The sequence below is a fragment of the Glutamicibacter sp. genome (genome assembly GCF_032154645.1).
In the GTDB taxonomy this organism is placed as follows: Bacteria; Actinomycetota; Actinomycetes; order Actinomycetales; family Micrococcaceae; genus Glutamicibacter.
On sequence record NZ_JALDXV010000014.1, the window covers coordinates 1 to 25,369 of the forward strand.

Below are 25,369 nucleotides of genomic sequence, written 5' to 3' on the forward strand. Positions count from 1 at the left end.
CCATGGCCCCGACCACACCGCAGGAGCCGGGACTAAATGCCGTCCCAAGCTACGAGGAAGAGCAAACGCAGGCTCGGTTTGATGCGTTGATCGAGAAGGATTCTCGCGTGGAACCACGCGACTGGATGCCGGCTCCCTACCGCAAGACCCTGACCCGTCAGGTCTCCCAGCACGCCCACTCCGAAATCATCGGCATGCAGCCGGAGGCTAACTGGATCACCCGCGCCCCATCGCTGAAGCGCAAGTCGATCCTGATGGCCAAGGTGCAGGATGAGGCTGGCCACGGCCTGTACCTGTACTCGGCCGCCGAGACCCTGGGGACACCGCGTGACGAGCTCAACGACCAACTGCTGACCGGCCGGGCCAAGTACTCATCGATCTTCAACTACCCTGCACGTTCGTGGGCGGACATGGGAGCCATCGGCTGGCTGGTCGACGGCGCAGCCATCGCCAACCAGGTGCCGCTGTGCCGCGCCTCCTACGGACCCTACGGCCGCGCCATGGTGCGCATCTGCAAGGAAGAATCCTTCCACCAGCGCCAGGGCTTCGAGATCCTGCTCTCGCTCTCACGCGGCACCGAAGCGCAGAAGAAGATGGCCCAGGACGCCATCAACCGCTTCTACGAGCCTTCGCTGATGATGTTCGGTCCACCGGATGACCAGTCGCCGAACTCCCAGCAGTCCATGGCCTGGAACATCAAGCGCTTCTCCAACGATGAACTGCGCCAGCGCTTCGTCGGCATGATCGCCGAGCAGGTCAAGGTCCTGGGTCTGACCCTGCCGGATCCCGAACTGCGCTATGACGAAGAGAAGAAGCAGTGGATCCACAAGGATCTGAACTGGGACGAATTCATGGCAGTGATCAAGGGCAACGGCCCGGTCAACGCCCAGCGTTTGGAGCGCCGCCGCGAAGCACACCGTGAGGGTGCCTGGGTTCGCGAAGCCGCCGCCGCCTACGCCGCAAAGCAAGCACAAAGTGAGGTTGCCTAACATGAGCCAGAGCAATTGGCCCCTGTGGGAAGTTTTTGTCCGATCATCGCGCGGTCTCTCGCACGTTCACGCCGGATCGCTGCATGCACCGGACGCCGAGATGGCGGTGCGCAACGCCCGCGACCTGTACACGCGGCGCAATGAGGGCGTCTCCCTGTGGGTTGTGAAGTCCAGCGACATCATCAGCTCCGACCCGGATGAGAAGGACGCGTTCTTCGAATCCCCTCAGGGCAAGGACTACCGCCATGCGACCTATTACAAGGCCAGCGAGGGAGTGAAGCACCTGTGAATCACGACGAACTCGATGCCACCCTGGACAGCTTCGGCGACGCGCTGGCCTCGGCCACCCGCGTCACCCCGGGCAACGCCCTGCGTCCGGAGGACATCGCCGTGGACGGCGTTGCCCCTAGCCAGGAAGTCGCAGCCTATGCACTGACCCTTGGCGACGACTCGCTGATCCTAGCTCAGCGCCTCTCGCATTGGATCTCCCGTGGACCGGAGCTGGAAGAAGACATAGCCCTGGGCAACATCGCCCTGGATGTGCTGGGCCACGCCCGCTCCTTCCTGACCTACGCGGGTCTTGCCATGGGCAAGACCGAGGACGACCTGGCCTACTGGCGCGAAGAAGAGGAATTCACCTCGCTGTGGATGGTCGAACAGCCCAACGGGCACTTCGGCGTCACCATCATCCGACAGCTGATCCTCTCCATCTACCAGCACCTGTTGTACTCCAAGCTGGCGCAGTCTGCCGACGAAACCCTGGTGGCGATCTCCGCCAAGGCAGTCAAGGAAGTCGACTACCACCGCGACCACTCCATCATGTGGACCATCCGTCTGGGATTGGGAACCGAAGAGTCGGCAGAAAAAATGCGCCACGCACTTGACATCCTGTGGCCCTACGTCGATGAAATGTTCCTGGACGAAGAGATCCACCGCGCCCTGCCCGAGGTAGCCGTACTGCCATCGAGCCTGCGCGAAGACTGGGAGAAAGAAATTTCCGCAGTGCTGGCCGAGGCCGGACTAGAGATTCCAGCCACCGGGCAGTCAATGGCCCACGGACGCCGCGGAGAGCACTCCGAGCATCTTGGCTACATCCTGGCCGAGATGCAGGTGCTTGCTCGCAAGCACCCCGGTGCCACCTGGTAACCAATCAACCAACCCTTTGCCCGATAAGGGGGAGCAGTCTTGAGCAAGCTGATCGCCAACACCGAGGATTTGTTCGCCATCGCCTCGAAGGTGAGCGACCCGGAAATTCCAGTGCTGTCCATTGCAGACCTCGGCATCCTGCGCGAGGTGAACGTCGTCGCGGATGACGCGGTGCAAGTAGTCATCACGCCGACCTATTCCGGCTGCCCGGCCATGGACGTGATCACCGAAGACCTGTACAAGGTGTTCGGCGAGGCTGGATACGAGCAAGTTGAAGTGAAGCTTGTGCTGACCCCCGCCTGGTCTACCGACTGGATGACCGAAGAAGGCAAAGCCAAATTGGAAGACTACGGCATCGCCCCGCCGACCGGGCGGGGCCATGCCGGGCGCGTAACACTTGGCATGAGCGTCAAATGTCCGCGCTGCCATTCGCTGAACACGCGCGAACTGGCCCGTTTTGGATCCACATCCTGCAAGGCGCTGTACACCTGCAAAGACTGCTTGGAACCCTTCGACTACTTCAAGGTGCTCTCATGACCGACCAAACCACACCCATCCGTCGACGTGCGGCATTTCACCGACTCACCGTCTCCAACGTCCGCCGATTGACCAAAGACTCTATCGAGGTCACCTTCGCCGTTCCCGAAGAACTCAGCGAAGAATACGACTACGTTGCCGGCCAATATGTGGCGCTGCGCAAGGAACTGCCCAACGCCGAGGGCGAACTAGTTGAACTGCGCCGCTCCTACTCGATCTGCGCTGCGCCCACCGGAGATGAGATCAAGGTGGCCATCAAGCGCGACCTCGGCGGTCTGTTTTCCACCTGGGCTAATGAATCTTTGGAAGCCGGAGAGCAGATCGACGTGATGAGCCCGGCCGGTGCCTTCATCTCCAAACACCGGCTGACCGAGATCAACAACCCTTCCTCCATCGACACCACCAGCCAGGATCACTTCGTTGCGGTGGCTGCTGGCAGTGGCATCACCCCGGTGATGGCCATCGCCCGCACGATCCTCGAAGCCAACGAGAATACTCGCTTCGATCTGGTGTATGCGAACAAGGCGGCCATGGATGTCATGTTCCTGGAAGAACTGGCAGACCTGAAGGACCGCTATCCTTCACGCCTGGCCCTGCACCACGTGCTCAGCCGTGAGCAGCGCATCTCGCCGCTGCTCTCAGGACGCATCGACGCAGAGAAGCTGACCACGCTGCTGAACACCGTGGTTCAGGCACCGAGCGTTGACGAATGGTTCTTGTGCGGTCCCTTCGAGCTGGTACAGCTGGTCCGCGACCAGCTTTCGGGCATGGACATCCCCGCGGAGAAGGTTCGCTTCGAGTTGTTCACCACCGGTGAGCCGACCAAGCCGCAGGGCCAGATCGGCCGCCCGGTTCAGGTTGACGAAGATGAGGAAAGCTACGAGATCAGCTTCACCCTCGACGGCCTGCAGGGCGAGGTCAAGTCTCCGGTGCGCGCCAATGAAACGGTGCTCAACGCGGCCCTTCGCGTGCGTCCGGATGTACCCTTCGCCTGTGCTGGCGGAGTGTGCGGCACCTGCCGAGCAAAGGTGACCTGCGGATCGGTCACCATGGCGGAGAATTACGCACTGGAACCGGACGAGGTCGAGGCCGGCTACGTCCTGACCTGCCAGTCGCACCCAACCACCGAAAAGCTCAGCGTCGACTTCGACGCCTAGGAAGGCCGACTTCATGATCGAATTAACGATTGCCGACTCGGTGGCCCGGATCGTGCTCAACGCTCCGCAGAAGATGAACTCCTTGGACGAGGCGGCGTTGGCCGAGCTGTCCGAGGCCTTCGACACGGCGGCCGCCGGGGTGCGCAGCGGTCAGGTGCGTGCCCTGGTGCTCACCGGCGAAGGACGCGGGTTCTGCGCGGGCCGCGACATCTCCGGGGTCAACCCCGCGGACGACGATGTTATCGGATACCTTGAAGGCAAGGTCCAGCCGCTGCTGGAAAAGATGTCGAGCTTCCCCGCACCCACCTTCGCGCTGGTGCAGGGTGCCTGCCTGGGCGTCGGGCTGGGGCTGGCCATCGCCACCGATGTGGTCTACGTGGCCGACAACGCAAAGATCGGCTCGCCATTTGCCAACCTCGGCGCGACCTTGGACTCCGGCGGACACTGGTTGTTCACCGAGCGCCTGGGTGCCCACCGCACCCTCGACATGATCTACACCGCGGAGCTGATTTCCGGGGCTGAAGCCGTTCGTTCCGGGCTGTTCTCCCGTTCTTTCCCCGCCGATGAACTGGCAGAGCGCGGCAATGAAATCATCGCCAAGGTGGCGCAGGGCGCCACCCAGGCATTTGTCGCCTCCAAGGAACTGGTTGCAGAGATCCGCGATCAGCGGGTGGGTTTGTGGGCCTCGATGCAAACCGAGAACCGCGCGCAGGCCGCCCTGTGCGATACCGCGGACTATGCGGAGGGCTTCAAGTCCTTCCAGGAAAAGCGCAAGCCGGAGTTCACCGGCAAGAAGTAGTTTTATTTCGGCGAAAACGCGCCGTCAGACCTGTCAGGGGCTGGCGGCGCGTTTTTGTATTTCTTCACAAGACTGCAGGTGACACGAGGTTTATGATTCGGAGAAAGCCATGATAGTTTCTCCTCATCGCGTGATCCATATCACGCAACCTGTGAGCAGCGGGCAGGGTTGTAATGAGCTGACGCCGATTGGCGTCGTCTCACGCGCCCTACACAGAAGGAAATATCAATGGCACGATCTCTTGCCGTGGCGGCGGCAGCCGCCCTGGTGCTCACCGGCTGCAGCGCAGCCCCGCAGGTGGAAGAAGTGAAAAGTTCAACTCCCGACGAACCTGTACGAGTCGCTATGCTGCTGGCTGGGAACTCGCAGGACGGCGGATTCATGGAATCCGGGTATCGGGGCCTGCAGCGTGCAGAAAACGAACTCGGTGTCGAGATCAGCCACACCGAAGGGGTGGAGCCAAAGCAGGAGCAGCTGGAAAAGGCCCTACGCGACCTGGGCGAATCCGGCGTGGACATGATCATCGCGCACGGCGGACAGAACTCGGCAGCGGCCAAGATCGTGGCCGCGGAGTATCCCCAGATCCAATTCGTGGTGACCCAATCGGACGCCAAGGGCCCGAACCTGTCAAGCTACGAGGTCCTGCAGGAGGAGTCGGCATGGTTGGCCGGCGCCGCTGCGGGCCTCTTGACCGAAAGCGATGTGGTGGGCCACATGTCGGGAATTCGTCCGGTTCCCGGCCTGAAGGGGCGGGCGGCCTTTGTCGATGGAGTCCAACACACCAATCCCGAGGCCAAAGTGCTGACCAATTTCTCCGGCGACCAGGATGACGTGCAACTGGCAAAGAAGATCGCGCTGGCTGAAATCGAGGCTGGTGCAGACAACATCTTCACCATGCTCAACGCTGGACGTCCGGGAGTCGCGGAAGCCATCGAAGAATCAGGGGCGGCCCGCCAATTCGGCAATGTGCGCGACTTTACCCAGGATGACCCCAAGGTGTTCGTCGGATCTGCCGTTGCAGACTCTGGAGCCGCTGCCTATTCCGCGGTAGAGGACTTTGTCAAGGGCGAGTATCGGCCCGATCGGACGGTACAAATCGGATTGGAGAAACCGGAGGCCGTTCGGTTGACCCTTGCCGATGATGTGCCTGATAACGTGAAGTCCGACGTCGCCGACCTTGCGCAGCAGATCGTCGCGGACGACATCGAAGTGAAGACCGACTATGACGGCCCTGAGTTCGAAGTGCCCTAAGCGGCCGAGGCGCCCATGAAAACCAGTAGACGAACTGCCCAAGAGTCCAGCGCTTGAGGGCAGTTCGTCTTTTCGGCCTGAGCTGCTTACCGGGTGTCGGTGTCTTCGAAGATGAGCAGGGTCTGCGTATCGAGCACCGTGGGCAGCGACTGCAGCTCTTCGAAAACGACGCGGCGAAGGTCCAGGTTGTCCTTGGCGCGCACCAGCAGGATCACATCGAAATTACCGCCCACCAACCCGATGTGGTGCACCTCCGGAATGGACGCGAGGTGGTCGCGCAGCTCCCTCCACGAGTGCTGGCGCAGCTTCAAGGTCACGTAGGCGCTGGCTTTAAGGCCAGTTTTTACCGGATCAATGACCGCCGTGTAGCGGGTGATGACCCCCGCGTCCTGAAGCTTCGCGATCCGCGAATACGCATGGGCTCGGGAGACATGGACCTTCTGCGCCACAGTGGTCACCGACTGGCGGCCATCGCTGGTCAGCTCGGCCAGGATGGCGCGGTCGACGTCGTCCAGTTTGAGTTCCGCTTCCGCGGCCATTGAAGCTCCTAAAACATGGGTCGGACGAGACTTCGTCAAACACAATTTCCTGATACAAATCGTCTACAAGTATAAGGATCTCATACTCAACTTTCCACGATTGAAGCTTTGACTGGATACAGATTGCAACTGATACCCATAATTAGTGGCAAATGATGTTTAGGTGAAACGAGTCACGGACAATGGTGTCCCGTGTCTCCACCAATGCCACGAAAGGTGGGAGAACATGAGCACTGACGCTACCGCAGATCGCATCTCAGAAGTCAGCCGGAAATTCGGGATCACCCCGGAAGATTACATGTTGCCAGCACGCCACATGATCAATCTCCTGGATCCAGATGGCACCCTGCGTCCACAAGACCAGCAGGGCACCGAACCAGGCCACGAATACCCATTGCCAAGCCCGGCCCGCCTCATGGAAGCCTATTCCGCCCTGGTGACCGGCCGCCGCGTCAACGACCAGAACTCGGCCTTGGTCCGTCAGGGCCGCATGGCGGTATACCCATCGAGCCACGGACAGGAAGCCTGCCAGGTGGCGGCCGCACTGTGTTTGGAAGACGGCGACTGGCTGTTCCCCACCTACCGCGACACCGTCGCCGTGCTCACCAAGGGTGTCGCGCCCATGGAGGTTATGACCAGCTTTCGCGGTGAATGGCACTGCGGCTACGACCCCAAGGCCTACAACTGCGCGCCGATGTCCACCCCGCTGACCACCCAGCTGCTGCATGCGGTGGGAGTGGCCCACGCCGCCAAGCTGCGCGGCGAAAACACCGTCGTTGTAGCAATGTGCGGCGACGGCGCCACCTCCGAGGGCGACTTCCATGAGGCGCTGAACTTCGCTGCGGTGTTCAACCTGCCGGTGATCTTCTTCGTACAGAACAACAAGTACGCGATCTCCGTACCGTTTTCCCAGCAGTCCGCGGCCCCATCGCTGGCCCACAAGGCAGTGGGCTACGGCATGGCGGGCGAACGCGTAGATGGGAACGACCTGATGGCCCTGATGTCGGTGATGACCCGCGCGGTCCGCCTGGCCCGCGAGGGCAACGGCCCGCTGCTGATCGAGGCGCACACCTACCGCATGCAGGCCCATACCAACGCCGATGACGACAAGCGCTACCGCGAAGACGCCGAGGTCACCGAGTGGAAGGCCAAGGATCCGGTGACCCGCATGCAGGCCTACCTCGACGATGCGGGACTGCTCACCGAGGACGCGGCAGCCAAGATCACCGAGGCCGCCGAGGCGGTGGCCAAGGATCTGCGCGACGGCATGAACCAGGACGCCAACACCGATCCGCGTGAGCTCTTCGAGCACGTATTCTCCACCAAGACCCCACAGCTGGCCGAGCAGCAGGCGCTGCTGGCCGACGAACTAGCCCGCGAGGAGGCCTAAGATGACTACCACCACTTCGCAGGTGAACCCGAACGTCTCCGACGCTACCGCCCGCGCGGCGGCCAAAGCCGCGGCGCAGAACCAGCCGGTGACCTTCGGCAAGGCGCTGAACACCGCGCTGGCTGACGCGCTGAGCGCCGAAAAGTCGGTGGTCATCTTCGGTGAGGATGTGGGAACCCTGGGCGGCGTCTTCCGCATCACCGATGGTTTGACCGCGCGCTTCGGCTCCGAACGCTGCTTCGATACCCCGCTGGCAGAATCCGGCATCGTCGGCATGGCGGTGGGTATGGCGATGAACGGCATGCGCCCGGTCATCGAAATGCAGTTCGATGCCTTCGCCTACCCGGCCTTCGAGCAGATCAACTCGCACGTAGCCAAGATGCGCAACCGCACCCAGGGCCGCCTGCCGCTGCCAATGGTCATCCGCATCCCCTACGCCGGCGGCGTGGGCGGCGTGGAGCACCACTGCGACTCCTCCGAGGCCTACTACTCGCACACCCCGGGCCTGAAGGTCTTCACCCCATCCACGGTGGCCGACGCCTACCTGATGCTGCGCGAAGCCATTGACTCCGAGGATCCGGTGATCTTCTTCGAACCGAAGAAGCTGTACTGGTCCAAGGAACAGGTTGATCTGGAAGAACTTGCCGCCGAGTACGAGGCACGCAAGGCCGCGAAGACCGAGGGCGTTGCACGTATCGCCCGCGCCGGCAAGGACGCCACCCTGATCACCTACGGTCCAAGCGTTTCGGTGGCCATGGAGGCTGCCAAGCTGGCTGCCGAAGAGGGCATCAGCCTAGAGGTCGTTGACATCCGCACCATCGTGCCATTCGACGATGAAACCGTGAGCGCCTCGGTGCGCAAGACCGGCCGCGCCATCGTCGTGGCCGAGGCCCAGGGCTTCGCCTCGGTGGCCAGCGAGATCGTCGCCCGCGTCCAGGAGCGCTGCTTCCACTCGCTGGCAGCTCCCGTGCTGCGTGTGACAGGATTCGACATCCCATTCCCAGCCCCGACGCTGGAAAAGTACAACCTGCCAAGCGCCGAGCGCATCTTGGACACCCTCGACCAGCTGCAGTGGGAGGCATAAAGTGGCCATCAAAACATTCTTGCTGCCGGACCTCGGCGAAGGTCTGACCGAGGCCGAACTGGTGCGCTGGATGATCGCCGAAGGTGACGCTGTGGCCATCGACCAGCCCATCGCAGAGGTTGAAACCGCCAAGTCGCTGGTGGAGATTCCGAGCCCCTTTGAGGGCACCGTCTCCACCCTGCACGGTGAAGCGGGTCAGATGATGCTGGTTGACGAGCCGTTCTTCTCCGTCAACACCGGGGGAGAAGCCGAAGCAGAGGCACCTGCCCAGGCGCCCGCCGAAGGTGCGCAGTCATATCTGGAAGAGGAGCTTGCGGGCACCCAGGTCCCAGCCGAAGAAGCAGAGGACGAGGGCAGCGGCAATGTGCTGATCGGCTATGGCACCAGCGCGGCGAAGAAGACCAGCCGTCGCCGACGCCCGCGCACCGGGATCACCACCGCCGCTTCTTCTTCGGAGACCAGCACCCGGGCGGTCCGCGTGATCAATCCGCTGGTGCGCAAACTGGCTCGCGAGCACTCCATCGATATCCGCCAGGTCCAGGGCACCGGGCCTGAGGGGCTCGTGCTGCGCGCGGACGTCGAGGCGTTGATCGACGCTGCGCCTCCGGCCGCTTCGGCAGCCCCGTCGGGTGCCTCGGAGGTGCCCGCAGCGGTGCCAGCCGCGGCCGTCGCGGAGCCTGTCGCCCCGGCCGACGGAGCAGATAAGCGCACCGGACTGCCGCTGGCATCGAGTCAGGTGCTATCCGGCGTGCGCAAGACCATTGCCAATGCCATGAGCACCTCGCGCCGCGAAATCCCTGAAGCCACCGTGTGGGTCGACGTGGATGTCACCAAGCTGCTGAAGCTGCGTACCAAGATCAAGGAAGCAGAAGGCCAGGCGCCGAGCATCATGGCCCTGATCTCCCGCTTCACCGTGGCCGGCCTGCAGCGCTTCCCGGAGCTGAACAGCCGCATCGATGTGGAAGCAGACGGCTCGCTGCGCCACACCATCTTCAACGGCGTGAATCTTGGCTTCGCCGCCCAGACCGACCGCGGCCTAGTGGTTCCCAACGTGCGCGACGCCCACAAGCTGAACGCCAAGGAACTCTCAGCCGAGTTCGCCCGCCTGGCATCTCTGGCACGTGAAGGCAAGGCAGGGGTCGCAGACCTCTCCGGCAGCACCTTCACCATCAACAACTACGGCGTGTTCAACGTGGACGGCTCCGCGGCGATCATCAACTATCCGGAAGCAGCCATCCTTGGCCTAGGCCGGATTGTCGAGAAACCATGGGTTGTCAACGGGAAGATCAAGGTCCGCTCCATCTGCGAACTGACCCTGAGCTTCGACCATCGCGTCTGCGACGGCGGCACCGCAGCAGGATTCCTGCGCTATGTCGCCGATGCCATGACCGATCCAAAGTCGGCGCTGGCTTCGCTCTAATCACAGGGTTTGGGCCCCTGCACCACCTGGTGCAGGGGCCCTAGCCATGGGTGCCGGCGGTCGAGGCGACGATATTTCCAAGTCAACTAAATTTTCCAATAAGCTGGTAGTTCAACCTGTGACCGCTGTACCGCACGCGGCCGACAGGCCCAACGTGAGAGGGGTTCACCATTTCCACCGAACGCATTGAGGTCAAGAACCGTTCCACTGTCATAGCGCTCCTATGGCTGCCATTGCTGCTGGTGGTGCTCACCCGTCTGATCTTGGGAAATTCACTGCCCGAAATCACTGCAACCCACTGGTCTGAGAGCCGCTACCCAGACGGCTTCACCATGACCTCGGTGTTCTTCACCGCCAGCGTTACCGTGACACTGCTCGGCGCGGTGCTGGGCCAGGCGGCCTTGGGCCTGCGCCGCAAACCGGTGGCCCTGCTTGGCCTATTGTTCGTCGGGAGCCTTGCGGCCTGGACCATGTTCGGTGTATTTCTCAGCTCGGCGGTGCCAACTGCCTTGGCGGGGGACCCCACGCAGGCGGTCAGCGGAGGATGGATCTTCGCCGCGATGCTCACCCCGCTGATCGGCCTGGCGCCGTTGTGGATCTGCGGCGTCTTCCAGCAGAACTCCAAATACTCCCGTGACAAGCGCAAGGCGCGCATCGCCGCGGCCCAGGGCCATACGCCCGTGCAGAAGCCGGCCCTCACCACCGCCGAGATGAACCAGGACTTCAACGAAACCATGTCCGGCCCTTGGCTGATCTGGGTTGTCGCCGCGGTCATCATCGGCGCAGGCGTTTTTGCGCTCTCTTCCAGCGATACCGGCAGCGGGGCAACCGACTGGATTACCTTGATCATCGGCTTTGCCATGATCGTAGTGGTGACCCCCGTGGTGCTGGGACTGGCAAAAATCCGGGTGACGGTGAGAAATGACAAGTTGCGGGTGTCCAGCGCCATCTTTGGTTTCCCGCTGAAGACCATCGACATTTCCGAGATTGCGACGGTGACCAGCGAAGAGATCATCCCCATGGAATGGGGCGGTTGGGGTTGGCGTTTCTTCCCCGGAGGTTCGGCAGTAGTGATGCGCCAATTCGAAGGCCTGGCTGTTGAACTGAAGGATCAGCGCCGATTTGCCGTCACCATCGGTGACTCGCAGCGGGCGGCAACCAAGCTCAACGCCCTGATGAAACGCGGTGCCTAGCCGCGTGCGGGACCGATGACCACCGAGCGCAGCAGCAGCCCCGAGAAGAGGGCCACGGTGAGCACATGTGCGATCCCGATGAACGCGTAGCTGATCAGCAAGGCTTCGGGCACCTTTTGGATATGCGGGTGGGGGAGTACAAGGGACAGCACGATGACCACGACCCAGGTGATGAAGCTGAGGATCCCTGCGGTGCGCGACCACGACGTTTCGCCGATCTCATGGCTCAGTGGCTGGATCCGCTGCAGCACCGCGCTGGCCACGATCATCCAGAACGCCGCCACCAAGAAACCTGCGGCGATATCGCTGGGCCGATGCCAGCCGCACACAAGCGTGGCAAGCCCGGTAGCCGTGGCGAAGATCCACGCCACGGGTTGAACCACCGGGCGCAGCCTGGGCGGAGACATGACGTACATCAGCCCCATGGCGGCGGCGGCCGCCGTCGTATGCCCCGAAGGGAAGGAATTTCCGGAGGTTCCGAAGTTGAAATCCGGGCGCACCAAGATCGCATGCTTGAGCACTTGGGTGGTTGCCATGGCGGCGCCCGCGGCGGCGATGGCGATGATCGCCCGCAGGAAACTGCGGTCTCTGATCACCCGATACAGCAAGAACACCGCGGCCATGACGCCGCAGATCCACGGCAACAGGTCGAGGAACTGGCGCACCGGCTGCTGCAGCGTGGTTGAAGGCCACCATCGGGACCACACCGCAAACCCGACCTCGTCGGCCCACTGTCCGGCACGGAATCTGACGAAAAACAGATACTCGACAACAAACATTCCTACAGCCAGCAGCGCGGCCCACCACCACTGAATGTGGCGCGGGGAAAGCAGAGCTGGTTTGCGGGTCATAACTCTAGGGTGTCATACCCCCGGTGCCCGAACGCAGCCTTGAAGCATGTAACTATCGCCACCCTCGCTAGGCTAGGGGTATGAATATGCAGCTGCCGAGCCTCGAAGAGATCATCGAACACAGCCACGTTGTCAGCCTCGATATGCGGGTGAAGTTCCGCGGCGTGACGCAGCGCGAAGCACTGCTGATCCAAGGCCCTGCAGGGTGGGGCGAGTTCTCCGCCTTCCTCGAATACGGGCCGGCAGAAGCCAGCAAATGGTTGGCCGCAGGCATCGAGGCGGCCTACCAGCCGTTCCCCACACCGCTGCGCAGCAGCATACCGGTTAATGCAACGCTGCCGGCGGTCGGCGCCGGCGAGGTCGGCAGGGTGCTGGAAAATTACGACGCCCCGCATACCATCAAGATCAAGGTTGCCGAAAAAGGCCAGAGCTTTGACGATGATCTGGCGCGGGTGGCCGAGACGCGCCGGCTCTACCCCGACGCGGCGCTGCGGGTAGACGCCAACATGGGGTGGGACATTCCCACCGCGGTTGCCGCCCTGGAACGATTGAGCGACTTCGACCTGCAGTACGCCGAACAGCCGGTGCCGGGAATCATCGGATTGGCGGAAGTACGGAGGCAGCTGCGCGCTCGGCATGTGGAGCTGAAGATTGCGGCCGACGAAGCGGTCAGGAAGCACAGCGACCCGCTGGAGGTATCTCGGCTGGGTGCGGCCGACCTCATGGTGATCAAGGCGCAGCCGCTGGGCGGAATTCAGGCGGTGTTGGACATCGCCGCCCAGGCGCAACTCGACGTGGTGGTCTCCAGCGCCCTGGATACCTCCATTGGGCTGGCCCAGGCGGCCGCGTTGGCTGCCGCACTGCCCGAACTGCCCTATGCCTGCGGACTGTCGACCGGCACCTTGCTTGCCCAGGATGTGACCAGCCGGCCGCTGCTGGCCACCGCCGGATACCTTCCGGTGCACCGGGTCGAGCCCGAGGAACTGCTGCTGCGCGACCTGAATCCGGGGAAGGAACGCACCGCCTGGTGGCACCGCCGCTTGGCCGAATGCTATGCGGCCTTGAAAGAAAACGCCGAGGTCAACGACTGAAGTTTTCCCACCGTTAACCTTTTGGCAGGAATCAGGCCATGTGCAGGTGAAAATCTCTAATCGCTTCATGCCCCACAATGAAAGCCATTAAACGAGGAAGAGACCACCACATGAATCCCACTCGCACCCTGCTGCCCATGCTCGGACACACCCGCGGCGGACGCTCCGCCGCCACCTGCCACTTCAAATGCGCCGATGCCTGCACCAAGCCAGAGTGCAATACGTCGTCGAACAGCTACTTCAAGGACGTTGCCGAGCAGGCGCTCTCACGCCGGCAGATGCTCGGATTGGGAGCGATCGGCGCCTCGGCGCTGGTAGTAGGCCCGCAGCTCTTCGGTGCACCGCAGGCATCGGCCGCGGTGACGCTGGCCGGCAAGCAACCGGCGGGCAAGGGGAAGCTGGGATTCACCGCCATTGAACCGGTATCGCGCTCGGTAGACAACCTCAGCGTGCCGCAGGGCTATGAATGGCACGGCATCATCCGCTGGGGCGATCCGCTGTTCAAGAACACCGCCGACTTCGATGCAGCCAAGCAGAGCGCCAAGAACCAGGGCGAGCAGTTCGGCTACAACTGCGACTACCTGGACATCATTGTCGACAAGTACTCGGGACGCTCGGGCGTGCTGGTGGCGAACCACGAATACACCAATGAAGACATGATGTTCGATGCGACCTGGTTTGAAAACAACAAGGACGAGGCGCGCCGCATCGCCATGAACGCCCACGGCTTCTCGGTGGTCGAAGTGACCCGCAAGAAGAACGACAAGAAGTGGACCTACGTTCGCGGCGGCGAACGCAACCGGCGCATCACGATGTCCACCGAATTCCGGGTCGACGGGCCCGCGGCAGGCAGCGACCTGCTCAAGACCGTCGCCGACCCCGCAGGCACCACGGTACTGGGCACCTTGAACAACTGCTCCGGCGGCACCACACCCTGGGGCACCGTGCTCTCCGGTGAGGAGAACTACGACCAGTACTTCCGCGGCCGCGGCACCGCCGAAGAAGCCCGCTACGGCATCGGCACCGGCGCCACCGGGCGCGGCTGGGAGGACACCGACCCGCGCTTCGGGCTGAACCATGAGGGCTATGAGAACGAGGCCAACCGCTTCGGCTGGATCGTTGAAATCGATCCGCAGAACCCCAACTCCACCCCGGTCAAGCACACCAACCTGGGCCGCTTCAAGCACGAGGGTGCGAACGTGCGCATCGCCAAAAACGGCAAGGCGGTAGCCTACTCGGGCGATGACTCGCGCTTTGAATACGTGTACAAGTTCGTCTCCAAGGACACCTACCGCAAGAACGACCGCCGCCACAACATGTCCCTGCTCTCCGCGGGCGACCTCTACGTGGCACGCTTCACCGGGAACTCGCCGGAAAGCCAGATCGACGGCAGCGGCGGACTACCGGGCGACGGCGCATTCGACGGCACCGGCACCTGGCTGCCGCTGGTCGTGGGCGGGGAGTCGAAGGTTCAAGGCATGAGCGTGGACGAGGTGCTGGTCTACACCCGCATCGCCGCGGACAAGGTGGGCGCCACCAAGATGGACCGCCCGGAAGACGTCGAGCCAAGCCCGGTGAGCGGCAAGCTGTATATGGCGCTGACCAACAACACCGACCGCGGCAAGGCGGGCAAGGAAGGCGCCACCGAGCAGAACCCGCGCGTGGCAAACCGCGACGGCCACGTCATCGAACTGACCGAGGCCGGCAACGACGCCACCGCCACGAAGTTCACCTGGAACATCCTGCTGGTGGCGGGCGACCCGAAGGTCAATTCCTCGACCTACTTCTCCGGCTACCCGGCCGAAAAGGTCTCGCCGATCTCCTGCCCGGACAACCTGGCCTTCGACTCTCAGGGCAACCTGTGGATCTCCACCGACGGTGCACCGAGCACCATCGGCTACTCCGACGCGCTGCACAAGGTCACCCTCACCGGAAGGGAACGCGGACGCGTTGAACAGTTCCTTGCGGTGCCCACCGGGGCTGAAACCTGCGGCCCGGTAGTGCACGATAGGGACGGGTCGGTGTTCGTTTCGGTCCAGCACCCGGGGGAGGGCGGCAGTTTTGCCTCGCCAACCTCGCTCTTCCCCGATTTCGTCGCGGCGCCAGGAGCGGCGCAGCGCGGCCAGTTCTACGGCCCACGCCCCACCGTGGTGCAGGTATTTGCGCCCAAGTCGAACAACGGCAAGGGACATAAGTAACGGCGCTTGAACCGTGGAGCGAGGGGCGTCAGGCAGCGGCTTGGCGCCCCTCGCCGTGCGCACCTCGATAGACTGGAACCGAAGTGTTCAGCGCATATCCCGAGGTGAGAATGAACGTGGCAGTGCCGCAAGAGACAGGACAGCGGGCCATCAGCACCGCCCGGCAGGTGCTGGGCGCGTTGATCGCCGCAGGCATCCGGGACCTAGTCATTTCCCCCGGGTCGCGCAGCGCGCCCCTGGCCTACGCGGCGGCCGAAGCCGAAGCGGCCGGCATCCTGCGCCTGCATGTGCGCATCGACGAACGCTCAGCCGCCTTCGTGGCACTGGGCCTGAGCCAGGCCAGCGGCCTTCCCGTGGCAGTGGCAGCCACCAGCGGATCGGCCATCGGCCAGATGCTGCCGGCGGTGATGGAAGCAAACCACACGGCGGCCGCGCTGCTGGTGCTCTCCGCCGACCGCCCCGACGAGCTGCTCGGCACCGGGGCAAGCCAAAGCACCACGCAGAAGAACCTATTCGGCCCCCACGTGCGCGCGGCGCTCAACGTGGTGGCCGGAACCGACCCGTCCGCGGCCGTCGCACAGGCAGTGGCGGCGCTGCGCGGCGGCACGGTGCCGCCGGGCCCGGTGCAGCTGAACCTACAGTTCCGCGATCCGTTGACACCGGAGGACCACGCCCAGCTGGCCGGTCAGGAATGGACCAGGATCCAGCCGGGCACCTGGGGAAGTGCGGCACCGGCGGCGGCGTGGGAAGACAACGGTGGCGGCGCGGAACACCGCACCGTGGTCGTTGCGGGGCACGGCGCCGGAAGCCAGGCCCAGGCCTTCGCCCGGGCCCAGGGCTTGCCGCTGTTCGCAGAACCCTCCTCCAACGCCCGCTTCTCAGCCAACGCCATTGGCCATTACCGTCCGCTGCTGGCGGTGGGCCACCAACACATTGAACGGGTGGTGCTCTTCGGACGCCCCACGCTCAGCCGCCCGGTGGGCAGGCTGCTGGCAGATCCACGGATCGAGACAGCGATCTGGGAGCCGAGCCCTGCCGCGTGGTACGAACCGGGGCGCCGCCGCGAAACACCGATCAGCGATCCGCAGATCCTGGCCCAGTTCGCCGGCACTGCTCCAGCGGGATGGCTTCAGGCCTGGCAGGAGCTTGACGCTCAGGCGCAGCAGATCCGCACTACCTCTTCCACCTCCGCCTCAGGGCTGCAGGGAGCGCGGGTTGCCGAGGTGCTCTGGGAGGCGGAACTTCCGATGCTGCTGATCGGCTCCTCGAATATCGTGCGCGACTTCGACCTCGCCGCGGCTCCCGGCCCACGACAGCCGGGCAGGGTCTTCGCCAACCGGGGGCTGGCGGGCATCGATGGGACCATCTCCACAGCACTGGGCCTGGCGCTGGCCAGCGGCGAACGCACCGTGGCGGTCATGGGGGACATCACCTTCGCCCACGACGCAGGTTCCATGGTGTGGACCAAGGGGGAGGCCACCCCCACCCTGGACGTGGTGGTGTACAACGACCAGGGCGGGGCGATCTTCTCCACCCTGGAACACGGAGCAGTCCATGACTCGGGGCGCTATGAACGCAGCGTGGAGCGGCTCTTCGGCACCGAACAGGTCATGAATATCGCCGCGCTCGCCGAAGGCTACGGCTGGGAATACCACCGCGCCGACACCGCCGACGGGTTGGCGCAACTTATGGAGGGCAGCAGCCCCGGGGCGCTGCGGGTGATCGAGGTACCCGCCTCGCGCGCCGGCCTGCGCGCGGCGCACCTGGAACTGAACGGGCGCATCGCCGCCCTGAGCTGGCCCCGGGGCTAGAATGCCGAACGCCCCGCCCACCGCTGAGCGGTGGGCGGGGCATTCGGGGTGCTGCGCGGGGCGGAGCTTAGATGTCCACGTGGGTGGGGTCCAGCACGCGGCGCAGGAAGTCCTGGGTACGCGGCTGCTGCGGGTTGCCGATCACCTCGGCCGCCACGCCTTCCTCCACCACGACGCCGCCGTCCATGAAGATCACGCGGTCCGCGACCTCCTTGGCGAAGGCCATCTCGTGGGTTACCACCAGCATGGTCATGCCGTCGGCTGCCAGCTTCTTCATGATCGCCAGCACATCGCCCACCGTTTCGGGGTCGAGCGCACTGGTCGGCTCATCGAAGAGCATCAGCGTCGGCTTCATCGACAGGGCGCGGGCGATGGCAACGCGCTGCTGCTGACCGCCGGAGAGCTGGTCGGGGTAGCGGCTGCCGAAGTCTCCCAGACCCACGCGCTCCAGGTTTTCCTGCGCGATCTTCTGGGCCTCGGCCTTGCCGCGCTTGGCCACCTTGATCTGGGCCACGGTGCAGTTCTGCATCACCGTCAGGTGCGGGAAGAGGTTGAACTGCTGGAACACCATGCCCACCGATTCACGCATCTTATCCAGGTTGACCTCGGGGTCCGTGGCCTCGAAGCCGCCGACGGTGATCTTGCCGTCGTTGGGCTTCTCCAAGAGGTTCACGCAGCGCAGCAGGGTCGACTTGCCGGAGCCCGATGGGCCGATCAGGCACACCACCTCGCCCGGCTTCACCTGAAGATCGATGCCCTTGAGCACTTCGTTGCTGCCGTAGGACTTGCGCAGCGCGGTGATTGAGACGCCTTCGGCTTTGATTGTCGCATTCGCAGAAGTCATTATCGTGTCCTTTCTAGCGCTTGGTCCGTGCGGAGCGGGATTCGAACTTGCGTGCAACCAAGCTCAGCGGGATCGTAATGCACAGGTAGAACAGGCCCGCCATGACCAGCGGGGTCATGCCGGCATCGATGGCTGACATGCCGTCGCGGCCGAACTTGGTCAGCTCGTACTGGGTGATGGCCATGCCCAGGATGAACGCCAGCGAGCTGTCCTTGGTCAACAGGATGATCTCGTTGGTCATCGGGGGAAGGACGATCTTGAAAGCCTGCGGGATCACGATGGTGACCATTGCACGCCAGGCAGGCATGCCCAGCGAGCGAGCCGCCTCGACCTGCCCCTTGGGCACCGCCTGCAGGCCTGCGCGCAGGGTTTCGGCAATATAGGCCGCGGAGACCAGGCCCAGCGCACACATGACGTTCACCGGCTGCGGCCAAGAGCTGCCGAAGGCGGTGGGCAGGCCGAAGCCGAAGGCCAGGAGCACCAGAATTGCGGGGATGCCGCGGAAGAATTCAATGATCGCCGTAGCGATCCAACGATATGGCGCGAAGGAAGCAAGTTTCATCAAAGCCAGGACCAGGCCGAGGACCAGGCCGAAGGCAAAGGAGATGATGGTGTAGAACAGGGTGTTCTTCAGACCCACAACGATGATGTCGGGGAACATTGGACTGAGCTTGTCGAAGGCGAAGAATGCCTGCTGCGTTCGCGGCCAGTCCACTGCCAGGGCCAACACCACGATGATGACCACGAATAGGACGATCTGGATAGTCTTGCTCATTTTGGCGCGCTGACTAGTTGTCATTGCCATGAATTTGTACCTCTCGGAATGACGCGGGGACCTTGGAAATCGCGGTTGCCGCTGGTTCCAAAGTCCCCGCTTTCACTGAAGCGGACGAGTGCGAATTACTTCGTGCCGAACCACTTAGTGGTCAGTTCATCCAAAGTGCCTGCATCGGTCAGACGCTTGAGGGTTCCGTTGACCAGTTCGAGGGTTGCCGGCTTGTCCTTGGGCACCGCAATGCCCAGCTGCTCGCCGGTCTTGAACTCGCCGACGGTGGAGTAGCCGGCCTTGTCCTTGACCGCGTAGCCGAGCACCGACTGGTTGCCCAGCAAGGCGTCAACCTGGCCGGAGAACAGAGCCTGGGTCTGCAGGCCTGCATCTTCGAAGCCGACGGTGGTCAGGCCCTTTTCCTTGGCGTACTTCTCGCCGGTGGTAGCCTGCTGGACGCCGATCTTCTTGCCCTTGGCAGATTCCAGATCGGTGATGCCCGAGGCATCCGAAGCGATCAGGACCAGATCGTCATCCATGTACGGGGTCGAGAAGTTCATCTTCTGTGCACGGGCGTCGGTGATGGACACCGAGGAGATGGCGACGTCGCACTGGACGTTGAACAGGCCGGACTCGATGGAGTCGAAGCTGGCGTCGATGACGTTCAGCTCGACGTTGGCGTCCTTTGCGATTTCTGCGGCGATGTCCATATCGAAGCCGACGTTCTTGCCGCTTTCGTCGACGAATTCGAACGGCTTGTATGGGATATCGGAGCAGACGGTGAGCTTGCCGGCATTCAACGGGGCGAACGCGCCGTCGGCCGCCGGTGATTCGCTGGCGCTGGAGCCGGAATCTGAACCGCAGGCGGTCAATGACAGCAGTGCAATGGAGCTGACTGCGAGGGCAGACATCAGGTGCTTTTTGGTACCACGCATAAGATCAGAACCTACTTTCGGTAATGCGAGTGGATCATAGTGCGTAGCCATAATCATAACCACGGACACACTAGGATGAGATTCACCTCACACACGCAAAGCTGAGCATAAGTAGAACTGGTGCTAATGGCGCCCTTCGGCCCATCAACGCTGGGAATTCGGTTGAGCTTGGGCTACTCTGCGCCGAGGGCCTGACGCATCGGGCGCATCTTTGCCCATGATTCTGCCAGTTCGTCTTCGGGCACCGAACCCGGCACGATGCCGCACCCGGCGTAGAGGCGCATCAGGTTTTCATCCTCGAGGATGCCTCCGCGCAGGGCAATGCCGAACTCGCCGTCGCCGCGGGAATCCATCCAGCCAACCGGACCCGCATAGGGGCCGCGGTCCATGCCTTCAAGTTCGCGCAGCACCACGCCTGCCTGCTTGGTCGGCGTACCGCAGACGGCGGCGGTGGGATGGAAGATTTCTGCGATGTCCAAGGCGGTGGGCAGGACTCCGTGTTCATCGGCCCGTAGTTCTGCGCGCACATCGCTGGCAAGATGCCAGACATTTGGCAGTTCCAGGATGAACGGCTGATCGGGGGCCTGCATGCCGTGGGAGATCGGGTTCAGCGACTCGGTCAGGGAATCGATGGCCAGCTGATGCTCATGGCGCTGCTTGGGATCGTCGAAGAGATTGCGCTTGGCGAACTGAGCTTCCTGGGCCCCGTCCATGGCGCGGTCCAGCGTGCCTGCCAGCACTCGGGCCTCGGCTAGTCCATTGGTGACGCGCACCAGCATTTCAGGGGTGGCGCCGACCAAACCGTCGACCAGATAGGTCCAGCAGTTCGAGTAGCGTGCAGTCAGTTCGTGGACCACACGCCCCAGATCTATGGGGGAGGAACTGCGCGCCAGGATATCGCGGGCCAGAACGAGTTTGGAGATGCCGCTGTCTTCAAAGGAATCCAGCGCCTTGCGCACCGCCTGCAGGTAAGAGCCCGCGGTGAGTTGTCCGCTGGTTAGTTCGATGTCTCCCGGGGCGTTGTCCGGTCCGGCAGCATCCGCGATCGCCTGCTGCGCCTTCTGCAATGCCGACTGCAGGGTTGCACCCCGCAGCTGCTGCGCGGTGCCGGTGAGGGTAATCCATGATTTTTCATCGTCCTGGCCCACAACGACCTCCGGGATCACCAGTCGCGAGTCGAAGGCGCTGGTCATCGAGAAGGCGAAGGAGCCGAAGGCGATCAGTCCGCTGCCCGGCCGGGAAATCGGATCGGTGATGTGCGCCTGTTCCAGCAGCTGCTTGAACCACGAACGGGCATGGATGAAGCGGTGCTCGCCCCGGGTATGCAGGGTCGCGGCGGCGCCGAATCCCACCAGGCCTCGGCCGCGGCGGGTCCAGACCAGCGAGGAATGGCGGATGGAGTCCTCAATCAGGCGCGCGGATGCGCCAGCGTATTCAAACGTGACACTTGTTAATACAGGAGCACTCCCACGCAGGTCGCGGGCGCTGAGAACTGACGAATCTGCAGACATGATAAGGCTAAGCCTACCGCGCAATGGTGCGGCCAGGGCCCTCGTGGTGGCGCCTGTCACGGCAGAGTTCACTGTTGTGAGATTCAGCCGATTGAGTCCGGCCGCGCCAAGCGAGCCGGTAAACTCTGTTTTGACCAGTTTCGCAGCTGCCCTGAGTGCGTAAAACACACGCGGGCGGGTGCTGCAAGCAAACAGTTGAAGTCATCGGTTAGAGTGAAGTGATGTTTATGCGCCTCCTGCGTATAAAACACGTCTTCGTTCAAAGCGATGACCACCCCGATGAAAGATAAGTAAGCCGTAGAACAGTGACTGATTCCAAGAGCAACTGGACCGCAGCCGGGCACGAGGTGTCCGACTCGATTGAGCTGAATCCTGAAACCGCGGTACTTGCTGCGGCCATCAATCTTCCCTCGGGCTTTGCGCTGATCGCCGAGGATCCAGAATTCGGCCCAGCAATCTCCACCGGCATGGCCAAGGTTGAAAAACTACTGCGTGATGCGCTGGCCAATTCCGACCCATTGATCGACGCTTCCAGCCGCCACTTGGTTGAAGCAGGCGGTAAGCGGGTGCGTCCGCTGCTGGTGCTGCTAACCTCGCTGTTGGGCCACGGCGTCACCGATGAGGTGATCAAGGCGGCGGCCGTGGTGGAACTGACCCACCTGGCAACCCTCTACCACGACGACGTCATGGATTCGGCCCCAATGCGCCGCGGCGCACCCACAGCCCATGAGGTGTGGGGCAATTCGGTGGCGATCCTGGCCGGCGACCTGATCTTCGCCCGCGCTTCGGTCTTCGGGGCGGAGCTTGGCCCGGAGGCTGTTGAATGGCAGTCGCGAACCTTCGAGCGCCTCTGCCTGGGGCAGCTGCACGAGTCAATCGGCCCGCGCGAGCACGAAGATGCCATCGCCCACCACATTCAGGTGGTCAGCGACAAGACCGCTTCGCTGCTGGCTACCTCCGGCGCCTTCGGTGCCCGTTTCGGCGGCATCCCCGAATACGTTGAGATCCTGCGCGAATATGGTGAAAAGGTAGGCGTCGCCTTCCAGGTGGCCGACGACGTGATCGACATTGCCTCCAAGGAGGCGGACTCCGGCAAAACCCCGGGTACCGATCTGCGCGAAGGCGTTCCGACCCTTCCGGTGCTGCTGCTGCGCCAGGCCGCCTACAACGGCGATGCGGAAGCCGCGCGGATCGTTGCACTGGTGGATTCCGACTTGAGCAGCGACGATGCCCTGGCCGAAGCTGTGGCGGCAGTCGCCGGCAACGGCGCGATTCACGAAGCATGGAAGGTAGCACGCCGCTGGGCCGATGACGCCATTGCGGCCCTTGCTCCACTGCCCGAGGGTACCGTGAAGCAGGCGCTGATCTCCTTCGCCGACGCGGTAGTGACTCGCGAGTCCTAATTCAGGCTTAAATACGTAAACCTGCCAAGTTCTACTTGGCAGGTTTATTTCTTAAACGCGGGCTGCTGGCTAGCGGATCACGTCGGCCTCCCGCAGGCGCTGCGGATGATCGTCGCTGAACAGCGCCTCGCGCAGCTGCTGGGCTTTGATCGCCCGGTCTTCCACCGGAACGCGGTGGCGCAGTTGGCGGTAGAGCTGGTCGTCCCAATAACGCGGGAACACATGTTGGTGGTAGTGCCATACATGCTGATTTCCTGCGGGTTCGTTGTGCTGCCGGGTGCTGGTGCCATCAGGGTTCCAGGCGATCTTCATGGCCAGGGCAATGCGCTGCGTTTCGCGCATGATCGCGGCACCGGTGTCTTCATCCAGTTCGTAGAGCGATTCAACATGGGCCGTGGGGATGATCATGACGTGCCCGCCGTGGTTCCCAAAGCCGTCGCAGGCCATGATTGCCGCCACCAGTTCAGTTTGATAGATCAGATCGCTGGGTGCACAGAGGTTGTACTCGGTGAACGGCAGGTCGTTGACCAATTCACAGAACGGGCATTGGTAGCCTTCGGGCTCGTGGGAACGGTAGAGCACTAGTCCTCCAGTTCAGCGGTTAATTCTTCGAAGACCCAGGTGAACATGTCGAGGGTGAATTCGCTGAAGGTTCCTTCCTCGCTGCTCCAGGTGCCCTTCTTGTTGCTGCGGCGGTAGACGATCGGATCTGGAACTTCCAGCTGCGAGGCCTTGAAGCCCCAGACGAACTTTTCTTCCTCGTCTTCCAGGAACAATAGGTAGCCGTCTTCGATTTCCAGCTCTTCGGGATCGAAGAAGTAGTGGTAGGCCTCCATGAAGTCTTCATTGTTGCCCAGAGCGAGGTAGAACTCCTCAAGCACAAAGGGGATCTCGACCTTGGACTGGGCCAGTGCCTCGCGCAATTCCTCGGCGGTCAGGCCATCGGCTTCATTCCACTGGTCTTCAAGGTACTTGGGGACAAGGGAACGGAACTTCTCTAGAAACATGTCAGCCATGGGTTAATCCTATCTACTCCTAGCCCAGCTCAAGTGCACTGAGGGCAATCCACAATTGCACCCGGTCGCTGGTGACGTTGGGGTCGTAGCCGGAGAGTTCTGCAATCTGCTGCATGCGGTAGCGCACCGTGTTGCGGTGCAGGCCCAGCGATTCGGCCACCGCTCCCACCGAGCCGTCTCGATTCAGGTATTCACGCAGGGTCTGTAAGAGCCCCGAATCGTGAGACTGGTCAAATTCCTGAATCGGCCCCAGGGCCTCGGCGGCGAGATCTTGCAGCGGGACGTCCCGGGCCGCCAGCAGCAGCGACGTCAGCGAGAGCTTGGTAGGGACGTTGACCCGTTCGCCGTGGCGCAGCGACTCGAGCGCTTCGAAGTAGCTCCAGCGGATGCCGGTGGTGTTTGAATAGCGTCCGCCGTATCCCACCTTGGCGCCTACACCGGCCGTGGCAAGATACTCATCCAGGCGCTCGATTGACTGCTGTACCTGTTTGTGAGCCACGATGATCACCAGCCGGTCCTCGATGATGGCCGTGACCTGGGAGGCCAGGTCCGCTGGCAGGGGCAGGGTCTGGAGTCGCTCGCTGTGGCTGGTTGCCTGGACCAGCAGCACCGAGTGTTCGCGCTGCGGGTCGAGGCCCAGGGAGCCCAGACGCACCGCGGCGTCGGAACCCGAAAGGGTGCCCGAAGCAAGGTCTGAGAGCACCTGGCCGTTGGCCAGCCGTTGGGAGGCGCGCAATCGCGACTTGTTAGCAAGCTCCAGTCCGATCAGCGACTGAGCATATTCAACGATCGGGTCATGGGTGTAGGGCTCGGCGATGTGCAGGGTGCACCGATCCCGCAGTCCCGTGGCCACGGGAACCTCATGCCAGGTGCGCTGTTCGTCGAACTCTCCGCTGATCACTTCTCCATGCAGGCTCAGAGACACCTCGGTATGCAGCATCTTGGCCAGTTCGTCGAGCATTCGTTCCAGGTCCGAGGAGAGCAGCGACTGGGCTAGCTTCTGGTGGGCCTTGAGCAGGTTCTCGATGCGTTTAACATGGTCGGCGTTCAACGCCTCGGCAATGAGCCGGGAAATGGCGGCGAAGGGAGTGCGATAGGGGACCTCGATGACCGGCAGGCCCACCTCGCGGGCAGTTTCGATAATGGTCTTGGGCACACTTTCGTGTTCCAGCCCGATGCCGAACCCGAGTGCCACTACGTCGGCCTGGGCGAGGGTGCGTACGAATTCGGCCTGGGACTTTGCCGTTTTCTGCCGAACCCCGGTGGTCATGACAATTTCTCGGCCGGTGAGGAACTTGGAGGGGTCGAGGAGTTCGGTGACCGCGCCCCAGGTGATCGCCGTCTGCAGCGAGTGCTCCGGATCGGTCAATGCGTTCAGGCCAAGCTCGTCATGCTCCAGAAGACCGCGTAAGGTTATTGCCATACGTTTATTCTATGT

General features: G+C 62.8%; 24 protein-coding genes. 15 read left to right on the plus strand and 9 right to left on the minus strand.

The window, feature by feature from the left end:
• Window positions 1-2 precede the first annotated feature (2 nt).
• The 7 genes from paaA to RUH64_RS11920 all read left to right on the plus strand — a co-directional run bounded on the left by paaA (window position 3) and on the right by RUH64_RS11920 (window position 5,879).
• Window positions 3-989, plus strand: coding sequence for a 1,2-phenylacetyl-CoA epoxidase subunit PaaA (paaA, locus tag RUH64_RS11890; RefSeq protein ID WP_313813596.1), 987 nt, complete (start codon window positions 3-5; stop codon window positions 987-989).
• Between the two features lies 1 nt (window position 990).
• Window positions 991-1,278 carry a 1,2-phenylacetyl-CoA epoxidase subunit PaaB gene (gene paaB, locus RUH64_RS11895; RefSeq protein WP_141362359.1) on the plus strand — a complete coding sequence of 96 codons (288 nt, stop codon included), beginning with the start codon at window positions 991-993 and terminating at the stop codon, window positions 1,276-1,278.
• A complete protein-coding gene (gene paaC, locus RUH64_RS11900) occupies window positions 1,275-2,135 on the plus strand; it encodes a 1,2-phenylacetyl-CoA epoxidase subunit PaaC (RefSeq protein WP_313813598.1) in 861 nt (286 codons plus the stop codon). The genes paaB and paaC overlap by 4 nt, the downstream gene beginning before the upstream one ends.
• 39 nt (window positions 2,136-2,174) lie before the next feature.
• The gene (gene paaD / locus RUH64_RS11905; protein WP_313813600.1) at window positions 2,175-2,672 is read left to right on the plus strand and encodes a 1,2-phenylacetyl-CoA epoxidase subunit PaaD; all 498 of its coding nucleotides are present in this window, start codon (window positions 2,175-2,177) and stop codon (window positions 2,670-2,672) included.
• The gene (gene paaE, locus RUH64_RS11910) at window positions 2,669-3,829 is read left to right on the plus strand and encodes a 1,2-phenylacetyl-CoA epoxidase subunit PaaE (protein ID WP_313813601.1); all 1,161 of its coding nucleotides are present in this window, start codon (window positions 2,669-2,671) and stop codon (window positions 3,827-3,829) included. Before paaD ends, paaE begins: the two co-directional genes overlap by 4 nt.
• 13 nt (window positions 3,830-3,842) lie before the next feature.
• On the plus strand, window positions 3,843-4,628 hold the full coding sequence (locus RUH64_RS11915) for an enoyl-CoA hydratase-related protein (RefSeq protein WP_313813602.1): 786 nt from the start codon (window positions 3,843-3,845) through the stop codon (window positions 4,626-4,628).
• 228 nt (window positions 4,629-4,856) lie between these two features.
• Window positions 4,857-5,879: a BMP family protein gene (locus RUH64_RS11920; protein ID WP_313813603.1), complete on the plus strand. Its 1,023-nt coding sequence runs from the start codon at window positions 4,857-4,859 to the stop codon at window positions 5,877-5,879.
• A gap of 86 nt (window positions 5,880-5,965) precedes the next feature.
• Here RUH64_RS11920 and RUH64_RS11925 read toward each other — a convergent pair whose 3' ends face one another.
• Entirely contained in the window at window positions 5,966-6,418 is a 453-nt protein-coding gene (locus RUH64_RS11925; RefSeq protein ID WP_141362371.1) for an Lrp/AsnC family transcriptional regulator, read from the minus strand.
• A 226-nt stretch (window positions 6,419-6,644) separates the two neighbouring features.
• Here RUH64_RS11925 and pdhA point away from each other — a divergent pair, with 226 nt between their 5' ends.
• From pdhA to RUH64_RS11945, 4 genes are all read left to right on the plus strand, one after another.
• The gene (gene pdhA / locus RUH64_RS11930) at window positions 6,645-7,808 is read left to right on the plus strand and encodes a pyruvate dehydrogenase (acetyl-transferring) E1 component subunit alpha (protein WP_313813605.1); all 1,164 of its coding nucleotides are present in this window, start codon (window positions 6,645-6,647) and stop codon (window positions 7,806-7,808) included.
• Between the two features lies 1 nt (window position 7,809).
• On the plus strand, window positions 7,810-8,892 hold the full coding sequence (locus RUH64_RS11935; protein WP_313813607.1) for an alpha-ketoacid dehydrogenase subunit beta: 1,083 nt from the start codon (window positions 7,810-7,812) through the stop codon (window positions 8,890-8,892).
• Window position 8,893: 1 nt separating this feature from the next.
• The gene (locus RUH64_RS11940; RefSeq protein ID WP_313813610.1) at window positions 8,894-10,312 is read left to right on the plus strand and encodes a dihydrolipoamide acetyltransferase family protein; all 1,419 of its coding nucleotides are present in this window, start codon (window positions 8,894-8,896) and stop codon (window positions 10,310-10,312) included.
• Window positions 10,313-10,554: 242 nt separating this feature from the next.
• Window positions 10,555-11,505, plus strand: a complete 951-nt coding sequence (locus tag RUH64_RS11945) for a DUF3093 family protein (RefSeq protein ID WP_313813612.1) — start codon at window positions 10,555-10,557, stop codon at window positions 11,503-11,505.
• Here RUH64_RS11945 and RUH64_RS11950 read toward each other — a convergent pair.
• The gene (locus RUH64_RS11950) at window positions 11,502-12,356 is read right to left on the minus strand and encodes a phosphatase PAP2 family protein (protein ID WP_313813614.1); all 855 of its coding nucleotides are present in this window, start codon (window positions 12,354-12,356) and stop codon (window positions 11,502-11,504) included. The two genes, RUH64_RS11945 and RUH64_RS11950, sit on opposite strands and share 4 nt — an antisense overlap.
• Window positions 12,357-12,436: 80 nt before the next feature.
• Between RUH64_RS11950 and RUH64_RS11955 the strand changes: the two genes are divergently transcribed.
• The 3 genes from RUH64_RS11955 (at window position 12,437) to menD (ending at window position 17,456) form a co-directional block, all read left to right on the plus strand.
• Complete coding sequence (locus RUH64_RS11955; RefSeq protein ID WP_313813616.1) at window positions 12,437-13,447, plus strand: o-succinylbenzoate synthase; 1,011 nt, start codon at window positions 12,437-12,439, stop codon at window positions 13,445-13,447.
• 110 nt (window positions 13,448-13,557) lie between these two features.
• Window positions 13,558-15,645, plus strand: a complete 2,088-nt coding sequence (locus tag RUH64_RS11960) for a PhoX family phosphatase (RefSeq protein ID WP_313813618.1) — start codon at window positions 13,558-13,560, stop codon at window positions 15,643-15,645.
• Between the two features lie 116 nt (window positions 15,646-15,761).
• Window positions 15,762-17,456 carry a 2-succinyl-5-enolpyruvyl-6-hydroxy-3-cyclohexene-1-carboxylic-acid synthase gene (gene menD, locus RUH64_RS11965; protein ID WP_313813620.1) on the plus strand — a complete coding sequence of 565 codons (1,695 nt, stop codon included), beginning with the start codon at window positions 15,762-15,764 and terminating at the stop codon, window positions 17,454-17,456.
• Between the two features lie 67 nt (window positions 17,457-17,523).
• On the opposite strand, the gene RUH64_RS11970 is transcribed toward menD, so the two are convergent.
• The 4 genes from RUH64_RS11970 to RUH64_RS11985 all read right to left on the minus strand — a co-directional run bounded on the left by RUH64_RS11970 (window position 17,524) and on the right by RUH64_RS11985 (window position 21,512).
• Window positions 17,524-18,300 (minus strand): amino acid ABC transporter ATP-binding protein, encoded by a 777-nt coding sequence (locus tag RUH64_RS11970; RefSeq protein WP_313813622.1) that lies wholly within the window; start codon window positions 18,298-18,300, stop codon window positions 17,524-17,526.
• A 13-nt stretch (window positions 18,301-18,313) separates the two neighbouring features.
• On the minus strand, window positions 18,314-19,105 hold the full coding sequence (locus RUH64_RS11975) for an amino acid ABC transporter permease (protein WP_313813624.1): 792 nt from the start codon (window positions 19,103-19,105) through the stop codon (window positions 18,314-18,316).
• A gap of 95 nt (window positions 19,106-19,200) precedes the next feature.
• A complete protein-coding gene (locus tag RUH64_RS11980; protein ID WP_313813626.1) occupies window positions 19,201-19,977 on the minus strand; it encodes an ABC transporter substrate-binding protein in 777 nt (258 codons plus the stop codon).
• 197 nt (window positions 19,978-20,174) lie between these two features.
• The gene (locus RUH64_RS11985) at window positions 20,175-21,512 is read right to left on the minus strand and encodes an isochorismate synthase (protein WP_313813628.1); all 1,338 of its coding nucleotides are present in this window, start codon (window positions 21,510-21,512) and stop codon (window positions 20,175-20,177) included.
• A 305-nt stretch (window positions 21,513-21,817) separates the two neighbouring features.
• On the opposite strand from RUH64_RS11985, the gene RUH64_RS11990 reads away from it, so the two are divergent.
• Window positions 21,818-22,915 (plus strand): polyprenyl synthetase family protein, encoded by a 1,098-nt coding sequence (locus RUH64_RS11990; protein WP_313813630.1) that lies wholly within the window; start codon window positions 21,818-21,820, stop codon window positions 22,913-22,915.
• 69 nt (window positions 22,916-22,984) lie between these two features.
• Here RUH64_RS11990 and RUH64_RS11995 read toward each other — a convergent pair whose 3' ends face one another.
• Genes RUH64_RS11995 through RUH64_RS12005 form a run of 3 tightly spaced genes read right to left on the minus strand, consistent with a single transcriptional unit; the run spans window position 22,985 to window position 25,354 of the window.
• On the minus strand, window positions 22,985-23,497 hold the full coding sequence (locus tag RUH64_RS11995; protein ID WP_313813632.1) for an HIT family protein: 513 nt from the start codon (window positions 23,495-23,497) through the stop codon (window positions 22,985-22,987).
• Window positions 23,497-23,931: a hypothetical protein gene (locus tag RUH64_RS12000; RefSeq protein WP_313813634.1), complete on the minus strand. Its 435-nt coding sequence runs from the start codon at window positions 23,929-23,931 to the stop codon at window positions 23,497-23,499. Before RUH64_RS12000 ends, RUH64_RS11995 begins: the two co-directional genes overlap by 1 nt.
• 19 nt (window positions 23,932-23,950) lie before the next feature.
• On the minus strand, window positions 23,951-25,354 hold the full coding sequence (locus tag RUH64_RS12005; protein ID WP_313813636.1) for a PucR family transcriptional regulator ligand-binding domain-containing protein: 1,404 nt from the start codon (window positions 25,352-25,354) through the stop codon (window positions 23,951-23,953).
• Window positions 25,355-25,369: the final 15 nt, after the last annotated feature.

Excerpts from the sequence above, each read along its gene's own strand:
- RUH64_RS11985 (WP_313813628.1), bottom strand. The coding sequence starts at position 21,512 with ATGTCTGCAGATTCGTCAGTTCTCAGCGCCCGCGACCTGCGTGGGAGT.
- paaB (WP_141362359.1), top strand. The coding sequence starts at position 991 with ATGAGCCAGAGCAATTGGCCCCTGTGGGAAGTTTTTGTCCGATCATCG.
- RUH64_RS11920 (WP_313813603.1), top strand. The coding sequence starts at position 4,857 with ATGGCACGATCTCTTGCCGTGGCGGCGGCAGCCGCCCTGGTGCTCACC.
- RUH64_RS11950 (WP_313813614.1), bottom strand. The coding sequence starts at position 12,356 with ATGACCCGCAAACCAGCTCTGCTTTCCCCGCGCCACATTCAGTGGTGG.
- RUH64_RS11925 (WP_141362371.1), bottom strand. The coding sequence starts at position 6,418 with ATGGCCGCGGAAGCGGAACTCAAACTGGACGACGTCGACCGCGCCATC.
- pdhA (WP_313813605.1), top strand. The coding sequence starts at position 6,645 with ATGAGCACTGACGCTACCGCAGATCGCATCTCAGAAGTCAGCCGGAAA.
- RUH64_RS11975 (WP_313813624.1), bottom strand. The coding sequence starts at position 19,105 with ATGGCAATGACAACTAGTCAGCGCGCCAAAATGAGCAAGACTATCCAG.
- RUH64_RS12000 (WP_313813634.1), bottom strand. The coding sequence starts at position 23,931 with ATGGCTGACATGTTTCTAGAGAAGTTCCGTTCCCTTGTCCCCAAGTAC.
- RUH64_RS11960 (WP_313813618.1), top strand. The coding sequence starts at position 13,558 with ATGAATCCCACTCGCACCCTGCTGCCCATGCTCGGACACACCCGCGGC.
- paaE (WP_313813601.1), top strand. The coding sequence starts at position 2,669 with ATGACCGACCAAACCACACCCATCCGTCGACGTGCGGCATTTCACCGA.
- RUH64_RS11955 (WP_313813616.1), top strand. The coding sequence starts at position 12,437 with ATGAATATGCAGCTGCCGAGCCTCGAAGAGATCATCGAACACAGCCAC.
- paaA (WP_313813596.1), top strand. The coding sequence starts at position 3 with ATGGCCCCGACCACACCGCAGGAGCCGGGACTAAATGCCGTCCCAAGC.
- RUH64_RS12005 (WP_313813636.1), bottom strand. The coding sequence starts at position 25,354 with ATGGCAATAACCTTACGCGGTCTTCTGGAGCATGACGAGCTTGGCCTG.
- RUH64_RS11935 (WP_313813607.1), top strand. The coding sequence starts at position 7,810 with ATGACTACCACCACTTCGCAGGTGAACCCGAACGTCTCCGACGCTACC.
- RUH64_RS11915 (WP_313813602.1), top strand. The coding sequence starts at position 3,843 with ATGATCGAATTAACGATTGCCGACTCGGTGGCCCGGATCGTGCTCAAC.
- RUH64_RS11970 (WP_313813622.1), bottom strand. The coding sequence starts at position 18,300 with ATGACTTCTGCGAATGCGACAATCAAAGCCGAAGGCGTCTCAATCACC.
- RUH64_RS11980 (WP_313813626.1), bottom strand. The coding sequence starts at position 19,977 with ATGTCTGCCCTCGCAGTCAGCTCCATTGCACTGCTGTCATTGACCGCC.